This window comes from Streptococcus pluranimalium, from assembly GCF_047785705.1.
Lineage (GTDB): Bacteria > Bacillota > Bacilli > Lactobacillales > Streptococcaceae > Streptococcus > Streptococcus pluranimalium_A.
The window spans coordinates 1-17,604 of record NZ_JBLOJV010000010.1 but is presented as its reverse complement, the minus strand read 5'-3'; the positions used below and the strand labels follow the sequence as shown (position 1 = coordinate 17,604).

Genomic DNA, 17,604 nt, shown 5'->3' with positions numbered 1-17,604 from the left:
GGCATGCTCTTATTTAGCGTATTTCGACTCGTGGAATTTAGTCATGATTCCTTCGCGTGAAAGAATGTTACGAACAGTATCAGACGGTTGCGCACCTTTAGCCAACCAATCAAGGATACGGTCTTCTTTAAGGGTTACTTGGTTTTCAGCGATTAGTGGGTTGTAAGTTCCGACTGTTTCGATGAAACGACCATCACGTGGTGCACGTGAATCAGCAACGTTGATACGGTAGAAAGGTTTCTTTTTAGAACCCATACGAGTTAAACGGATTTTTACTGCCATTATAATAATCTCTTTTCTGTTAGTTTAATAATTGGATCAGCGATAGAGACTCTCTATTGCCTTACCTTAATGAGTATAACAGAGTTTTTTTTAGGTGTCAAGTTTTTTTCTTGACAGCCTTTGCTATCATCAGTATGATTATTTTGGATGCAGCAAGTATGAGCAAAAAGTGTATTTTCCATACGAGAGTTCATGCAAAGCTGTCTGCAAAATGGTAAAATAGAAATGATTATGGACTTTTAATGCTTCTTGTTTGAGGGTCATTTAGAGGTCGTATGATGATAGGGAGAGAAAATGAATTATTTTAACGTTGGGAAAATTGTCAATACACAAGGGCTACGAGGTGAGCTGCGGGTGCTTTCTGTGACAGACTTTGCTGAGGAACGTTTTAAGAAAGGGAGTCTTTTGGCGATTTTTAATGCTAAGGATCAGCACCTTCTGGATGTGGAGATTGCTAGTCATCGTAAGCACAAAAACGTTGATATTGTTAGCTTTAAAGGCTACCATCATATCAATGATGTTGAAAAGTATAAAGGAACTATGCTCAAGGTTGCAAAGGAGCATTTAAGTGATTTGGCTGAGGGTGAATTTTATTACCATGATATTATTGGCTTAGAGGTTTATGAGAATGATGTTTTCATTGGGCAGGTCAAAGAAATCCTACAACCTGGTGCCAATGATGTCTGGGTAGTCGAGCGTCCGGGTAAGAAAGAGTTATTGTTGCCCTATATCCCATCTGTGGTGCTTGATGTGGATGTTTCGGCTAATCGTGTTGTCGTTGACATTATGGAAGGTTTAGATGATGAAAATTGATATCATGACGCTCTTCCCAGAGATGTTTGCACCTTTGGAGCATTCTATTGTTGGCAAGGCTAAAGCACGTGGGCTTTTGGACATCAAGTATCATAATTTTCGAGAAAATGCTGAAAAAGCCCGCCATGTAGACGATGAGCCTTATGGAGGAGGCCAAGGCATGCTATTAAGGGCACAGCCCATTTTTGATACTTTTGAAAAGATTGCAGCTAAGGCGCCCAGGGTGATTTTATTAGATCCAGCTGGACGTACTTTTGATCAATCTTATGCAGAATCCTTGGCACAAGAAGAAGAACTGATTTTTATTTGCGGTCATTATGAAGGCTATGATGAGCGTATCAAAACCTTGGTGACAGATGAAATTTCTCTTGGGGATTTTATCTTGACGGGAGGTGAGCTGGCTGCCATGACCATGATTGATGCGACGGTTCGTTTGATTCCAGACGTTATTGGCAAGGAGGCTAGCCATAAAGAGGATAGTTTTTCATCAGGTTTGTTGGAATACCCTCAGTACACGCGTCCCTATGATTTTCGTGGCATGACGGTGCCAGATGTCCTTATGAGTGGGCATCATGAAAATATTCGTCGTTGGCGTCTGGAGGAAAGTTTACGCAAAACCTATATTCGTCGTCCAGATCTCTTGGAGACTTATGAGTTAACGGCAGAAGAAACTGCTATCCTTGAAAGGATAAAACCAAAATGCGATTGATTTTTTTGCATGGCCTAGGTCAAGGGGCTGATAGTTGGCAGGAGGTTTGTCGCCTGCTATCAGATGATCACGAGGTGATTTGTCCCAATCTTTTTGAAAAAGGGCATTTACCAAGGCATCTCGATGATTGGCAGGAAAAGCTTAATCAGCTGCTTGATGAGAGTGATGATACGGTTGTTATTGGCTTATCACTGGGTGCTGTGTTGGCTTTGTCCTTGCTTAAGAGACCCCATCCTCATTTAAAGGGGATTGTGGCTTGTGCTGGGCAGTATCGATTTGCTCGAAATAGTGCTTTTAAGCTACAGGTTGCGCTATTTAGAATGCTTCCGCAACGCTTTTTAAAGCAGCATGGCTTAGATAAAGCCAATGTTTTAGCCTTCAACAAAGGAATAGCTGACCTAGACCTGACAGATGTTTTGAGAAAGACGACACTGCCGTGTCAGTTGGTTTGTGGTGATAGGGATAGGTTTAATCGCAAAGCCAGCCAAGACTTACTAAGGCTTATGCCAAATAGTCGCTTGGAGATTTTAAAGCAGACAGGTCATGAGAGCAATAAAGAAAATCCCAAGGATCTTTCTAGCGTTATAAAGATATTTTTAGAAAGTATAGCACATGAAAAATGATGGTATCGATGACATCACCATTATCGGTGGTGGACCAGTAGGGCTTTTTGCAGCCTTTTACGCTGGATTACGTGGTATGAGGGTCAAGATTATTGAGAGCTTAGCTGAGCTTGGTGGTCAGCCTGCTATCCTCTATCCAGAAAAAGTGATTTATGATATTCCTGCTTACCCTGCTATTACAGCAGGTCAATTAGCAGCCAACCTGATCAAGCAGCTGGAGCGTTTTGAGGATAGAACGACCATTTGTTTGAAAGAAGAGGTGAAGACTTTTGAAAAAAAGGATGGTCTCTTTATCATCCAAACGGATAAGAGGCAGCATTTATCAAAGGCAATCATTATCGCTTGTGGCAATGGGGCTTTTGCTCCTAGACCACTTGGTGTAGCGCATGAAGCTAACTATGCCGAGCATAATCTCTATTATAATGTCCACCAGATTGAGCCATTTATGGGTCAAAATGTGGTCATTTGTGGTGGAGGAGACTCAGCAGTTGATTGGGCCAATATGCTTGAGCCAGTAGCAGCTAGTGTGACAGTCGTCCACAGGCGTGAAACCTTTCGTGCTCATGAACATAGCGTCGAGTTGATGAAAGCCTCGTCTGTGAAAATCATGACGCCTTACACACCGGTTTCTATTTCTGGTGAAAATGGCAGGGCAAGTAGTCTCAAACTTCAAAAAGTTAAGAGTGACGAGGTGCTTGACTTACCCTTGGATGCCTTGATTGTCAGCTTTGGTTTCTCCACCAACAATAAAAATCTCAAAGCTTGGCAGCTTGATTGCAAACGTCACCGTATTCTGGTTGATGCTCTTTTGAAAACCAGCCAGGATGGGATTTACGCTATCGGTGATGTGGCTGAGTATGCTGGAAAAACGGCCTTGATTGCGACAGGCTTTGGTGAGGCACCGATGGCTGTTAATGAAGCCATCAAGTTGATCTATCCTGACGATGATCATCGTATGATTCATTCAACATCTTTGATGAAAGATAAGGCATAAGACTAACCAAAGAAACCACTCGCTTATCAATAGTGTGTGTTTTTTCCTTTTATCAGGCTTTTGACTATGGTATAATGTTAAATAATGAGATATTTTAATACTTTTTAAAAATCAAAAGGCTACTTGGTTGACTTGTCTTGATGAACTCTGGGCTTTGCTTTAGCTTCATCGTCTTGTCCAGATTGATTTTTCTTGAGAGTCATTCTTGAATATAAAGAGAAAGAAGGCGTTTATGGCAAAAAATTACCAAAAAAAGTTAGCTATCATTCTTCAATCCTATTCGGTCGATACTGAGCAGGGATTGACCCAAAAGCAGGTCAAAAAACAGCGGCATCGCTTTGGTAAGAACATTTTAGAAGAGGGGCAAAGCAAATCTGTTCTAAGCATTTTACTGGAAAATCTGAACAATATTATTGTTTATCTTTTAGGCTTTGCGATGTTACTATCTGCTTTTATGTCAGAGTGGATTGAGGCAGGAGCAGTGTTTTTAGCCTTGCTCATTTCAGTTTTAACAGGCTTTTTTGTGGAGTTAAAAGCACAAAAGTCAGTCGATGCTTTACAAAATATGGTCAACACACAAGTTACTGTCTTGCGTGATGGCAATGAGACAGAGATCGAATCATCTGAATTAGTTCCTGGCGATATTATGATATTGCATACGGGTGATGCTATCGCTGCAGATGGCCGACTGATAGAGAGTAATAATCTGGCTGTCATTGAGTCAGCTCTCACGGGAGAATCTGAGGCCGTCGATAAGGATTCTGATAAAACCTTTGATGAGGAGGTTTCTATCGGGGATCGCCTTAATATGGTCTTTTCAGGAACCGCTGTGACGCGTGGCGAAGGTAGGGCTGTGGTCACTGATATAGGCATGAAGACAGAAGTCGGTAAAATTTCGGATCTTATGTCTGGCAAGCAAAGTAGTGAAACACCTTTAGACAAAGAAATTGCTAAGCTTGGAAAATCCTTAATTATCTTGGCTTTTGTCGCAGCTGTTTTAGTCATCATTGTTGGTTTGATCAATGGTCAGCAGTTTTCAGATATTCTCCATGTTGCTATTATATTGGCAGTGGCGGCTATTCCAGAGGCGATGCCAGCAGTTCAGACCATTACCCTATCAAACGGTATGAAAACTATGGCACGCCATCAGGCTTTGGTAAAAACTCTGTCAGCAGTAGAGACTCTAGGATCAACGTCTGTCATTGCCAGTGATAAAACAGGTACTTTGACTGAAAATCAGATGATGGTTCATACCATCAGTATGTCTTCTGGGGATTATCAGGTGACAGGCTCTGGCTATAAGCCTGAAGGAGAGATTACAAAAGAAGATCAAAACTATGATCTTAGGATTGATCAGTCCTTTGTTGATGCTTATGATGAGACAAACAGTTCTGAAGAAACCTCACTAAAAGCCCTTTTATTAAAAGCTTTTCTATCTAGTAACGCACGATTAGAGGTCTCTGAGGATGATGATTATATAATCAAAGGAGATCCGACCGATGGGGCGATCAAAGTTTTGGGTTATAAGGGTGATTTGACCCCTGAAAAAATAGACCAATATGGCTTTGAGAAATGCAATGAGATTCCCTTTGATTCTGACAATAAATACATGGCTGTCTGCTACAAATGGCCAGATGGTTCGCACCAATTTCTCTTAAAAGGTGCTCCAGATGTCTTGCTGGATATGGTTAATGTCACAGATGAACAAACAGCATTTTGGATAGACAAGATAGAAAGTATTGCTGAAAAAGGCATGCGGTCGCTTGCCTTGGCTAGTCATTTTGTTTCAAAAGAAGATGTTTCCTTAATCACAGAGGACATGGCCAAATGGCTATCAGAGAAGTCTCAGCAGTTAGAGATGATAGCCCTATTTGGTATTGTAGATCCTCCACGAAAAGACGTGGCAGAATCCATTAAGCAAACGCAAAAAGCAGGCATTAACATCAAAATGATTACGGGTGACCATCCTAAAACAGCTTCTATGATTGCTAAAGAAATTGGTATTGAGCATTGGGAAAACACCATGACTGGTGCTGAGATTGACCAAGAGCATGATCAAGAAGGCTTTATCAATCGTGTGCATGATACGGCAGTGTTTGCGCGAGTTTCTCCTGAAAATAAATTACAATTAGTTAAAGCACTGCAAGATCACGGTGACATTGTAGCGATGACAGGAGATGGTGTCAATGATGCCCCAGCTTTGAATGGGTCAGATATTGGTGTTGCCATGGGGATTCGTGGGACAGAAGTGGCTAAAGAAGCTTCTGATATGATTTTGACAGACGATCGCTTTTCAACCATTGTGGATGCTGTTAGAGAAGGTCGTATTATTTTTGAAAACATTAAGAAATACGTTTCCTTCTTATTTGCCTGTAATATGGTGGAGATTAGTGCAATCTTAATGACCATTATTTTCCTTTTACCGATGCCGATTCAGCCCCTTCATATTTTATGGCTAAACTTATTGATTGATGTTGGCCCAGCCATTGCTTTGGCTTATGAGACGGCTGAAGATGATGTCATGAGTCGTCCACCAAGAGATGCCAATAGTGGTCTCGTTAATGCTAAGTTTTTATCAACGATTATTTCCAGTGGGATTATGATCGGTCTATCTGCTTTTGGTCTTTTCTATTACCTTCATGTTTTGTCAAAACAAGATTTGGCTTATGCACAAACAGCAACCTTTACCTTTATGACAGTGGCTCAGTTAGGTCATATCTTTAACGTTAGACGTCAGAAAGGTTTTGGTCTTGATAAGACTCTCTTTAAGAATAAGCTATTGGTGATCGCGATTGCCTTTAGTCTCTTGATGCAAATGCTAGCAGTTTATCTACCATTCTTCAATAACGTTTTAGGAACAAGTCCTTTAAGCCTAAACACCTTATTGCTGATAATGGTTGTTAGTATGATCATTACAGGTCTGGTTTATGTGATTTCTAGAATCATTCGTCAACAAACAGACGCCTAACTCTAAAAAATTGGAAAGAACTCCAACAAGCTAAAGAGAGCTCATTTTGGCTTTCTCTCACTTGTCGGAGTTCTTTTTCAGTCTGGTTTTTATAAGTTATTTTCCTTTTGATGTCGCCTAAGATTGTTGCCTACGGCGGTCATCAATATGGTCTCTTTTTCTAAGATTATCTATTTTCATCATGGTGTCCTCTAATCATTTTTAGCTCATCTTATTGTAGCAAAAATCTTCTCAAATAGCCTTCACAATCAATGAAATAGCATAAATTTGTTATAATAAAAGGACAATGCTCGTCTTTAAACACTTGATATGCAATCAGTCTTTTGGTTTTGGGAAAGACGGGCTAAATAGTTTTTGGGATGACTTTTCTTGGTGGGTCAGCACATCAGGTTGTGTTTTAGGTTGGCTTATTTTTAGGAGTTTTTATGAAGTTATTTTATACCGATCCGTCTCAGGTGTTGACGGATTTATTGACACAAAAGGCACAGGACTATCTCTTACAAGGGAAACGTGTTTTTTACATCGCGCCAAACTCCCTATCTTTTGAGAAAGAACGTCGGGTCTTGTCTTTTTTGACGCAGCATGCGACCTTCCAAATGCTAGTCACGCGCTTTAGTCAGCTGCCTAATTACTTTATGCTGCCTAAGAGAAGCAACGACAAGGCTCTAAATGATGCTGGCCTTAGCATGCTTCTTTATCGTGTCATGACTAGCTTTTCTGATCAGTCCCTCCCTGTTTTTGGCCGCTTGAAAAAAGATCCTGGTTTTTTAAAACAAGTTCTTGACTTATTCCAAGAACTGTCAAAAAGTCACTTAACCTTGGCTGATTTTGATATTCTTATCTCAGCTAATGACCCTTTAGATAAGGTGGCTGAATTAAAAATGATACTAAGCCACTTGATTGATGTGATTGACAGGGATCAGCTAGGTGGTCAAAGTAAGCTTCATGGTTTCATGGAGGCTTTGGCGGAGGGAACTTTAGACCAACAGTTAAAAGAGACGGTTATTATCATTGATGGCTTTACGCGTTTTTCGCAAGAAGAAGAGATCTTGGTAGATCTGTTACATCAAAAAGCTGACCAGGTGCTTATTGCCGCCTACGCCACGAGGTCTGCCTATCATGCCCAGTTCTTATCTGGCAATAGTTATGAGGCGAGCGTCTCCTTCTTAAGAAACTTAGCTAGTCGCTATCAGGTTCAAGTTGAAGAATTAGGCGATCAAGGTGATGAGACATCCTTTTCTAAGCTATCAAGAGCTTTTGAAAAACACTATGATTTTTCAGTTGAAAAGGTGGCTGAGGATTGGGATGAAGCCGATCAAAAAGCCTTCCAGATTTGGGAGGCAACCAATCAAAAAGTAGAAATCGAAGCTGTTGCAAAAGATATTAGACGTAAAATCCGTGAGGAAGGGGTCACCTATAAGGATTTTCTCTTATTGCTAGGAGATGAGCAGGCCTACCAATTACCCCTAGAGCGTCTCTTTGAGCAATTTGACATTCCCTTTTACTGGGGCAGGGCGGAGTCCATGGTTAATCATCCCTTGTCTGCCTTTATGATGAGTTTGGAGCGTGTATTAAGCTATTATTTTCAAAGAGAAGATGTGATCAACCTCTTAAAAACAGGGCTTTTTGGAGATTATCCAGATGATCAGTTAGCTATTTTTGAGCAATATTGCCAGTTTGCAGATATCAATGCTGGTCGGTTTTTAAAACCATTTAAACATAATATCACAAGAACTTGGACCAATGATCAAGGTCAGCAAGAGGTGCTTGAAAAGTATGACCTAACCTTTCTCAATCAAATGCGTCAAACCTTGATAGACCCTTTAGTGGCTTTAAATGCTAAAGGAGATAGTGATCGTCTTTTGACTCAGCTACTAGCCTTTTTTGAGGTCTGTCAGCTACCCAAGCAGCTGCAAGCCCTCTTAGTGGGTGCGAGTCAAGACATGATTCAGCAGCATGAGCAGGTGTGGAAAGTGTTTACGGACTTGCTGGAACAAGCAAAACGGGCTTTTGCTGGTGAGATATTGACCATGCAGGAGTTGATCGCGCTGTTAGCAAGTGGCTTAAAGGCGACTGATTATCGTACGGTTCCTGCGACGGTCAATGTGGTTAATGTTAGATCCTATGACCTGATAGAACCTCACTCAGCACCTTATGTCTATGCGATTGGTTTGGGACAATCAGCCTTTCCAAAGATAACACAAAACACCAGTCTTTTATCAGACCAAGAGCGACAACTCATCAACCAACACACCCCTAATCAAGGCCGGTTTGAGGTGATCACAAGTGATAACCTCAAGAAAAATCATTTTGTGGCAATGTCGCTGTTAAATGCTGCTGACAAGGGGCTTGTAGTCTCCTATCCTCAGCTCATAGGGGATCATCAGGAAACGATGTCACCCTATCTGAAAGTCCTTGTTGAGGAGTTAGGATTTCCCCTAACGACAAAAGAGCCAGACCTAGGCAGGATTGCGCCAGATGACCTAGGCTCTTACAAGGCTGTTTTGGCACGTTTAGTTAGTCTCAATCGCTCCCAGTTATTGGATAAATTGAGTAAGGAAGAGTTGACCTACTGGCGTGTTTTAGGGCGCGTCATTCGTCAGAAGTTAGCAGAAAAAGGCATCACTATTGGACGTGTTTCAAAAGAGTTGGTCAGCAAACCCTTGTCCCCTGAGGTTTTAGCGGTCTTATTTCCAGAAAAAGAGCCTTTGCGGCTATCCGCCTCTTCTTTGACACGTTTTTACAACAACCAATACCTTTATTTTGTGGAGAAAATCCTCGGTCTGCGTGAGCAAGATTCCATACATCCAGATGCCAGAAGCCATGGTAATTTTTTGCACAAGGTTTTTGAGCGTGCGCTTTCCAATCAAGAGCCTTTAAGTTTCAAGGAAAAGTTGGATAAAGCCTTGGCAGAAACCAAGCAAGAACAGACCTTCCAAGCACTTTATAACCAAGACCAAGAAAGCCTTTATTCACGCGAATTGCTCGAAAGCATTGCCAAGGCCACGGGAACTTTGTTTGAGGATCGAGATGCGATTGAGGTTAGCCGTCAGGAAGCTGCTTTTAAACTCTTATTAGATCATCAAAACGGCTCAGCAAAGGAGCGTTTAGTAGAAGTATCTGGTGTGATTGACCGCGTGGATACCTTGATTGCAGACACAAAAACCGTGGCTCACGGAGTCATTGACTACAAATCCAGCCGCAAGCGTTTTCGCTTAGACGATTTTTACAATGGTTTGAGTCCTCAGTTGATGACCTATCTCTTGGCCCTAAAAGAGGGAAAAGATTGGCAGGGGAAACCTTTATTTGAGCAATTAGATTATTTTGGTGCCATGTATTTAGAGATGCAAGAGCCCAGTGTCGCGCTTAAAGACATGACAGCATTTGGGAAAATCCCACAAAAGCTAAAAGAGCATTTACGTTATGATGGTCTTTTTCGTGAAGAATTTACCCCTTATTTGTCCGATGAGGATTACAGGATTAGCCGACACAAACAAGCCGCCATTTATAACGAAGAAGAACTAACTGACCTGATGACCTTCTTAAAAGGGCAATACCAAGATGCAACTAAGACCTTGTTATCAGGGCACTTTGCCATCAATCCTTATAGCAAGGACGGTAAATCCGTTGCAGGAGAGACCCTAACAGCTTTAACAGGATTTGAGGCTGATTTACACTTGGGACAGGCTAGGTTTTTAGAAACCATCAAAGCCAGTCCTAGTGAGAAGCGTCGGATTTTGTTAGACAAAATACAAGCAAAAAATCACAAAGCGCAAGGAGATCGCCATGTTTAGCCCCTATTTAAGCACATCTGAGATAGAAGCCATCATTCTTGCTGAAAGCCAGCTGCCAAAAGAGCAGGAGCGGCGAACCCGAGAACAACTAGAAGCCATCTATAGCCATGGTCAAAACACCCTGGTATCAGCTTCTGCTGGTTCTGGAAAAACCTTTGTCATGGTAGAGCGGATTGTGGATATGATTGAGCGTGGTATCGCCATTGATCAGCTATTGATATCAACCTTTACAGTCAAGGCTGCGACAGAGTTGAAAGAGCGTCTGGAAAAGCGCTTGAGTCAAGCCCTTGGTCGTGCCACTGATCCTGAGCGTCAGGCCCATCTATCCTTGCAACTGGCTAACCTTCAGACTGCTGATATTGGGACCATGGATGCCTTTACGCAAAAACTGGTCACACGCTATGGCTATCTAGTAGGCATTTCGCCAATTTTTAGCATCTTACAAGATCCGACGGAGCAATCCCTTTTAAAGGATAAGATTTTTAAGGAGCTTTTTGCTACTTATCGCTTAGATGATGAGAAAACATCCGTCTTTAATGACCTGGTTCGTAATTTTACTGGTCGTGCTAAAAGCAATCACGCCTTTCGTGATGTGGTTTATCAGTTGCATGATTTGCTACAAGCAATGCCTGATCCTAAGGGATGGCTTGCCCAGTCTTTTGTGAATGAAGAAGCCTATCGCCTGACAAGCTACTATCCTGAACAGGCTCTTGAAAGCATTCAAGGAGAACTTGAGCAGGCAAGGTTATACTATCAGTCGCAGCACCAACAAGCGCTCGACCTCCTGTCTCAGAAAGCCTTGGGGCAGCTAAATGATCTGATGTCTGAGCTTGCCTTTAGAGCCAGTATTTTTGGAAAAAAAGGCGATTTCGCAGACTTGGCACAAGGGCTGACACGCTATGCTAACCTTGATGTGGAGCAGTCTCAAGTCACTCCCTGTGACCTGCAAGCTGCTAAAACACACTTTCTAAACCTTTGTCAACGCCCAGAAACGACCACCAAAACGGGCAAGTTAGATAAAATTTCCACCCAAATCAAGGCCTTAAAACCTCATCAGGACCACTTCCTAGCCTTACTGGAAGAAAAAAACTTGGCGAGATTTGTTGATGAGCTGGATCAACTTGGCTTAGCTAGCACTCACTTGAAACATTACCAGCTAGAGGATTTTCTTAACCAGTATCGCTTTTCAGACTTGACCATAGAGGATGTCACTCCTAGTGATTGTCACCTTATGGCTAGGCAGTTGGATGCTCTATTTTTCCAGATTGATGAGGCCATCAAAGCCATGATAGAGCAAGTGGCTAAGGTGACCAAGTCGGACTTTGAAGCGGATTATTTCCAGATGGAAGATGCTTTACATAACCACTTTGATGCTTGGTTTACTAAAAAAGAATGGGACAGCCGTTTTCCTAAATTAGGAGAGTATCATCAGCTTTATGCCATGATTTCGGTGATCTATCAGGAGCAACCAAAGGCTCTGCCCCTCCTTGAGATCTTGCGAGACTTTTTAGCCGCTTTTTCGGAGCGTTATTTAGCCTTGAAAATCAGTGAATCGCGTCTGGAGTTTTCAGACGTCGCTCACGCCGCTATTCGGATATTGTCAGAAAATGATGCCCTAAGACAAGACTTTCAAAAGCATTACGCAGAGGTCATGGTTGATGAGTATCAGGATAATAGCGCCATCCAAGAGCGCCTCCTAGACCTCTTATCCAACGGTCACAATCGTTTCATGGTGGGAGATGTCAAGCAGTCCATTTACCGCTTTCGTCAGGCTGATCCGACCTTGTTTACGGAAAAATTTAACCTCTTTAAGAAAGATCCGCAAGCAGGAAAACTCATCGTTTTAAAAGAAAATTTCCGAAGCCACCAAGAAGTTGTGGACAGTGTCAATATGGTCTTTAGCCATCTGATGGATCAAGATTTGGGCGATATTGCCTATGACAAAACACAGGCTCTAGTGGCAGGTAATCCTAAAAAACAAACCCCAAGACCAGACTACAAAACCACTTTTCTACTCTATGATAAGCAAGAAGCAGAGCCTTTGACGTCAGAAGATGAGGAATCTCTCGACCAGCAAACCATCTCTCAAGGGCAAATTGATCTTGTCATTGCTGAAATCAAGCGCCTACAAGAGCAAGACAAAGAAGGTTTTGCCTTTTCCAACATAGCACTTTTAGTACCCTCACGAACACGAAACAAGGCGATTCTAAAAGGCTTTTCAGAAGCAGGCATTCCTCTAGTGGCAGATGATGGTGTCATGAACTACCTCAAGTCCACTGAAGTCATGATCATGCTAGAGACCTTGCGTACCGTTAACAATCCCTTAAATGATTATGCCCTGGTTTCCTTGATGAAATCTCCCATGTTTTCGTTTGATGAGGATGATTTAGCCCGCATAGCGGTTCAGGATCAAAAAAACAGTTTAAGCCCTTTTTACGATAAGCTCCTACTGGCTCATCATCAAACAGGGGCTCACTCTGAGCTGATCACAGAGCGTCTCGCACATCGCATCACCCAATTTTTGGATGATTTGACGACTTGGCGTCAGTTTGCCAAGACCCATTTGATTCATGAGTTGATCTGGAAAATCTACAATGACCGTTTTTACCTAGACTACGTTGGCGCTCTCCCTAATGGCTTGCAAAGGCAAACCAACCTCTATAGCCTTGCCCTAAGGGCCAATCAATACGAACAATCGGGCTTTAGAGGGCTCAGTCGTTTCATCACGATGATGGACCATGTGCTAGAGCAAAATCATGATTTGGCGGATGTGGCCCTAGCCCTTCCTAAAAACGCGGTACGCTTAATGACCATCCATAAAAGTAAGGGACTGGAGTTTGACTATGTTTTTATCCTTAACATGGACCAGTCCTTCAACCTCAAAGAAACCTCACATGCCAAAGCGATTGCTCAGAAAGAGACGGGTCTTGGCATCATCTATCAGGCAGACTTATCAAAAGATGAGCGCTTGCAGCATGAGACCAACCTTCCTCTCAAGGTCACGATTGAAACCCTGCCTTTTCAGATCAATAAGGAAGCCCTTCTTAGGGCTAGCCTCTCAGAGCGGATGCGTTTGCTTTATGTTGCCATGACTCGAGCGGTCAAAAAGCTGTATTTGGTGGGGACAGTACCCGACAAAGACGTCGCTCAAAGTCAAACTTCTGAGCAAGGCCTTTTGTCACTTGCTTGTCGTGAGAAGATGCGGTCCTTCCAAGACTGGCTCTTGGCTTTGGCCAACAGCTATCCAACAGCCTTTAAAAAAGCCATCGATCTGGTTTATGCCAAGGAAAATTCTCAAACTCCTGATACTGATCCTTGGCTTGATGTTATGGATGTGACTGATAATCGTCAATCAGATGATATTGTCAAGGCTTTAGAGCATCTCAAGCAGGTTCAAGACTATAATGACCTTCATCAGGCAGGCATTCAGCTACCAAGTTTGCGAACGCCTAGCCAGCTCAAAAAAGCAAGGCTGATCGAAGAAGAAAGGGCGGACATTGCCCTGATCAGTCAAGCCAAAGAAGACAGGCAACTACCAACCTTTAACCTCCCCAAGCTTTCAGAAAAAGAGCCAGTAACACCAGCCCAGATCGGCTCAGCCCTCCATCATCTGATGCAACGCTTGGATCTGACAGGACAGCTTGATCAAGAGACCATCACCAAAACCTTCTTTGACATGACGGATCAGACAGAACTCTTGGCAAGGCTCCCCCTTGATAAGATAGAAGCCTTTTTCAAGACAGAACTGGGACAGCTGATCCTAGAGCATCAAGCTAGCTTACACCGAGAGGCACCTTTTGCGATCCTAAGGCAAGACCTAGCCAGTGGAGAGTCTTTTGTGATTCGTGGGATCATTGATGGTTACCTGTTACTAGAAGATCGAGTGGTTCTTTTTGACTACAAGACGGATAAGTACACCAGTTCTGATCAGATGATTAGCCGTTATCAAGATCAAATGACGCTATATGCCAAGTCTCTCAAGCAAGCTTATGGCATATCGCGCGTGGAATCCTACTTGGTTTTATTTGGAGGCCAATGCCTTGAGGTCATCCCACTAGTCCAAAGGCAGGACTAACATCAGACCTCTCATCCTCAAGAAAAGTCAAAACTAGCCGATGCCATCAAGCCAAAGAGAGCAAGGCCAGCCCCCCCACAACAACTAGCCCCCCTCTCAAGCAACCATCCTTTTACATGAAAGGATAAGCCCCCCCATCCCCCTCTCCATCGCCAGCTCCGCTGGCGATTTTTTGCTAGTCTCCTCTCCCCTTTAAAAAGGTCAAAGATGGTCAGTAAAAACCACCGAAAACCCCGTCAAATCCAGTATAATACTTGACAAAATGGGGGGGGGGGGGGGGGGGTAAAATAGGGACTGATAATCTTATCAGCTATTAGACCTAATAGCCTCATTACTAAAAGGAGATTTTTATGTATTTTAACCGTCACAATGCCCAGCCCAAAAACTGGCGCATGTACAAAAAGGGCAAGACCTTTTTATATGGCTGCTCCCTGGTCCTAGCGACGGGGATCGCCCTATCGGCACCCAGTCTTAGCGTTTCAGCCGAGAGTCCCCAGGCAGCAGACCAAGGGGCCACAGCCCAGTCTGACCAAGACCCCCTAGCAGCTCAGCCAGCTGCCCAGTCCTCTGAGACGACAGCAGCAGCGCCTAGCAAACCAGTCCCAGCCCTGCAACCAGCGGCAGTAGAGATCCAAGCCCCCCACCTAGCCCCTATCGCCAAGACAGGCCTGGTCCTTAGTGCCTCCCTCACCCCAGAGGATTTTCTAACCAACAGTGCTGACCTCAAAGCCCAAGGAGTCAGCATCAGCTTTACAGATGGTCAGCCAAGCCCAGATGCCACCAGTGTCCCCCTCACAGTCACCTATCCAGATGGGACCAAGACCCTCATCCAAGTCCCCCTCACACAGATCGCACAACCAGCTGAGACTGCTTCAAGCCCAGCACCAGCTGCAGAGCCAGCTGCATCAGTACCAGAAAGCCCAGTGGCTACCAATAGCGATCGAGCTGACAGCTCAGAGCAAGCAGACCCAGCAGCCCAAGCAGAAGCAGGGCAAGGCAAGAGGAGGGTGAAACGAGCCGAACCCTTGACGACTCCGACCAAGGGAGAAATGTTTGTGGATGTTCCACTTGAAGTTGATGGCGAGAGGGTGCTTTACTTTGATTCAATCAAACCAGAAGACTACGACCCACTCACTAATAAACTCACACTAAGAGGTCAAGGTAAGCCGGGTGAGACAATATTGATAACAGGCCAACAAATTTTAAATGGTTTGGAAGGATTCCAAGGCGAACATTTAAGTATGCCATTTGTTACGTTGAGTAAAGCTGATTTATCAGGGGAAATAAGGATATCTCCTGAGGGAACATGGACACATGACGTAGACCTGAGCCAGTTAGGACTACGTTTTTCACCAGACCTTAACACAATCACTTACACCAAGGATGATCTGGCGACAAAACTAGATGACAGCATTATTGGAGGCTACTATCATAGATTAAACATATATGCTGAATACTTATTAGATAACTATGCTTTGGGACTACCAAAGTATGCCTCAGTTTTTTACAGTAATCGCAAGACAAGAGAACGGAAGAATACAATGGACGGTAGTTTCCGATATAACGCAGAATCGCCTCTACTATTCCGAAATGTTTTTAAAATAAGGCACGGTCAATTTTTCATCAAAAAAGTAGATTACCTCGGAAATAGAACAGACTTTTACCAGATAGAAACTCTTCCTGAGAATACATATTTAGGTCGTTATGATGCTTTAGAGGAACGTTTAACTGCTAAAATAGCTTATGCAGAAGGACCGAGCCTTTTTTCTGTGCCAACCAATCTTTTAAGTTATGCAAAGATAAATCTAGTTGATTTGGAAAAAAAATCAAAGAAGATGCAGTAAAGACTCATTATAGCCTGAAAGAAGATACAACTTTTTTGATTAAATGGTCTGTTCCAGGCATTGAGAAGAGAATGGGTGTATCTGGTTCCGGAGGGTATGGAAATCCAGAGAATTTTTACCAGATCATTTTTTTAAACTCATCATATCAAAGAACATACCCAGAATCCTACACCGCCCGCATCACCCCTGTCACAGGCGACCCCATTGGTGTGCCAGATCTAGAAGCCATCAGCCCAGAAGACCGCCAGCGTGCCCTCGCCCACTTCAAGACCATCAACCAAACGACGCCTAATTTCCTAAAAGAAGTCGCAGGAGAGACAGGCGCAGGTGGCATTGATAGCCAGGTCACCATTGACGAGAAGGGTAACATCACAGTCGAGTATGATGATGGCTCGACAGATGTCATCCCCTACACCCAGCTCTTTAAAAAGATAGAGCAGCTGGCCCTGGTCAACCAGCCCAAACTCCAAGCCATCACCCCAACCACGGTTGAGGACATGACCGCCCTTCAAGAACCAGAAAAAGCCGCCATCAAGGCTGAGATCCTCCTCAAAAACCCAGACCTTCTAGCCCTCCTCAAAGACGGCGAAAACGGCATTGACGTCAGCCCAACCGGTGACGTCACCATCACCTACACCGACAGCTCACAAGACACCACCACCTACCCCCAAGCCAAAACCGTCGTAGAGAGAGACACCGACAGCGATGGAGAACCCGACAAAACCGACCAAGATGACGATAACGACGGTATTGCAGATGACCGAGACGACAATCCGAAAGCTAAGGACGCTCTCACAGTTGAAACAGTAGATACTGTTCGTGTGACCGATAAGCAGGAAGTTGTCCCAGTCAAAGTGGTAACGCCAAGCAAGCCAAACTCTGTGATTGCAAGCACAGAAACCAATGGTCTTCGTGTTGACGACCAAGGTCAGCTTGTTGGAACCCCAACCGATATCGTCTTCGTCGGCGATGCGGAAACAGCGACCGTTGAGATTCCAGTCACTGTCACCAACCCAGCAGATGATGCACCGGTTAAAGAAACAGTTACCGTGACCATTGACCGCGATACCGATAGTGATGGCACTCCGGACAAGGATGACCAAGACGATGATAACGATGGTATTCCAGATGACACGGATAACAATCCGAAAGCTAAGGATGCACTGACGGTTGAAACCGTAGATACCGCTCGTGTGACCGATAAGCAAGAAGTTGTCCCAGTCAAAGTGGTCACACCAAGCAAGTCCAACTCCGTGATTGCAAGCACAGAAACCAATGGTCTTCGTGTTGACGACCAAGGTCAGCTTGTTGGAACCCCAACCGATATCGTCTTCGTAGGCGATGCGGAAACAGCGACGGTTGAAATCCCAGTCACTGTCACCAACCCAGCAGATGATGCGCCGGTTGAAACAACTGTGACAGTTACCATTGACCGCGATACTGACAATGACGGTCAACCAGACAAGGATGACACCGACGACGATAACGATGGTATCCCAGAC

General features: G+C 43.7%; 9 protein-coding genes and 1 pseudogene. 9 read left to right on the top strand and 1 reads right to left on the bottom strand.

What is annotated here, in order from left to right; translation table 11 throughout:
- Window positions 1-9: 9 nt before the first annotated feature.
- The gene (rpsP, locus tag ACMZ6Z_RS04085; RefSeq protein WP_416131337.1) at window positions 10-282 is read right to left on the bottom strand and encodes a 30S ribosomal protein S16; all 273 of its coding nucleotides are present in this window, start codon (window positions 280-282) and stop codon (window positions 10-12) included.
- 294 nt (window positions 283-576) lie between these two features.
- Between rpsP and rimM the strand changes: the two genes are divergently transcribed.
- From rimM to ACMZ6Z_RS04040, 9 genes and pseudogenes are all read left to right on the top strand, one after another.
- Window positions 577-1,095: a ribosome maturation factor RimM gene (gene rimM, locus ACMZ6Z_RS04080; RefSeq protein ID WP_416131336.1), complete on the top strand. Its 519-nt coding sequence runs from the start codon at window positions 577-579 to the stop codon at window positions 1,093-1,095.
- Window positions 1,085-1,804, top strand: coding sequence for a tRNA (guanosine(37)-N1)-methyltransferase TrmD (gene trmD / locus ACMZ6Z_RS04075; protein WP_416131376.1), 720 nt, complete (start codon window positions 1,085-1,087; stop codon window positions 1,802-1,804). Before rimM ends, trmD begins: the two co-directional genes overlap by 11 nt.
- On the top strand, window positions 1,795-2,427 hold the full coding sequence (locus tag ACMZ6Z_RS04070; protein WP_416131335.1) for an alpha/beta fold hydrolase: 633 nt from the start codon (window positions 1,795-1,797) through the stop codon (window positions 2,425-2,427). Before trmD ends, ACMZ6Z_RS04070 begins: the two co-directional genes overlap by 10 nt.
- Entirely contained in the window at window positions 2,417-3,421 is a 1,005-nt protein-coding gene (locus ACMZ6Z_RS04065; protein WP_416131334.1) for an NAD(P)/FAD-dependent oxidoreductase, read from the top strand. Before ACMZ6Z_RS04070 ends, ACMZ6Z_RS04065 begins: the two co-directional genes overlap by 11 nt.
- 232 nt (window positions 3,422-3,653) lie before the next feature.
- Entirely contained in the window at window positions 3,654-6,389 is a 2,736-nt protein-coding gene (locus ACMZ6Z_RS04060) for a cation-translocating P-type ATPase (protein ID WP_416131333.1), read from the top strand.
- A gap of 425 nt (window positions 6,390-6,814) precedes the next feature.
- The gene (gene rexB / locus ACMZ6Z_RS04055; RefSeq protein ID WP_416131332.1) at window positions 6,815-10,183 is read left to right on the top strand and encodes an ATP-dependent nuclease subunit B; all 3,369 of its coding nucleotides are present in this window, start codon (window positions 6,815-6,817) and stop codon (window positions 10,181-10,183) included.
- A complete protein-coding gene (gene addA, locus ACMZ6Z_RS04050; RefSeq protein WP_416131331.1) occupies window positions 10,176-14,258 on the top strand; it encodes a helicase-exonuclease AddAB subunit AddA in 4,083 nt (1,360 codons plus the stop codon). The genes rexB and addA overlap by 8 nt, the downstream gene beginning before the upstream one ends.
- Window positions 14,259-14,608: 350 nt before the next feature.
- On the top strand, window positions 14,609-16,102 hold the full coding sequence (locus ACMZ6Z_RS04045) for a KxYKxGKxW signal peptide domain-containing protein (RefSeq protein ID WP_416131330.1): 1,494 nt from the start codon (window positions 14,609-14,611) through the stop codon (window positions 16,100-16,102).
- Window positions 16,103-16,137: 35 nt separating this feature from the next.
- Window positions 16,138-17,604: pseudogene (locus ACMZ6Z_RS04040) on the top strand (hypothetical protein); the annotation flags it as partial.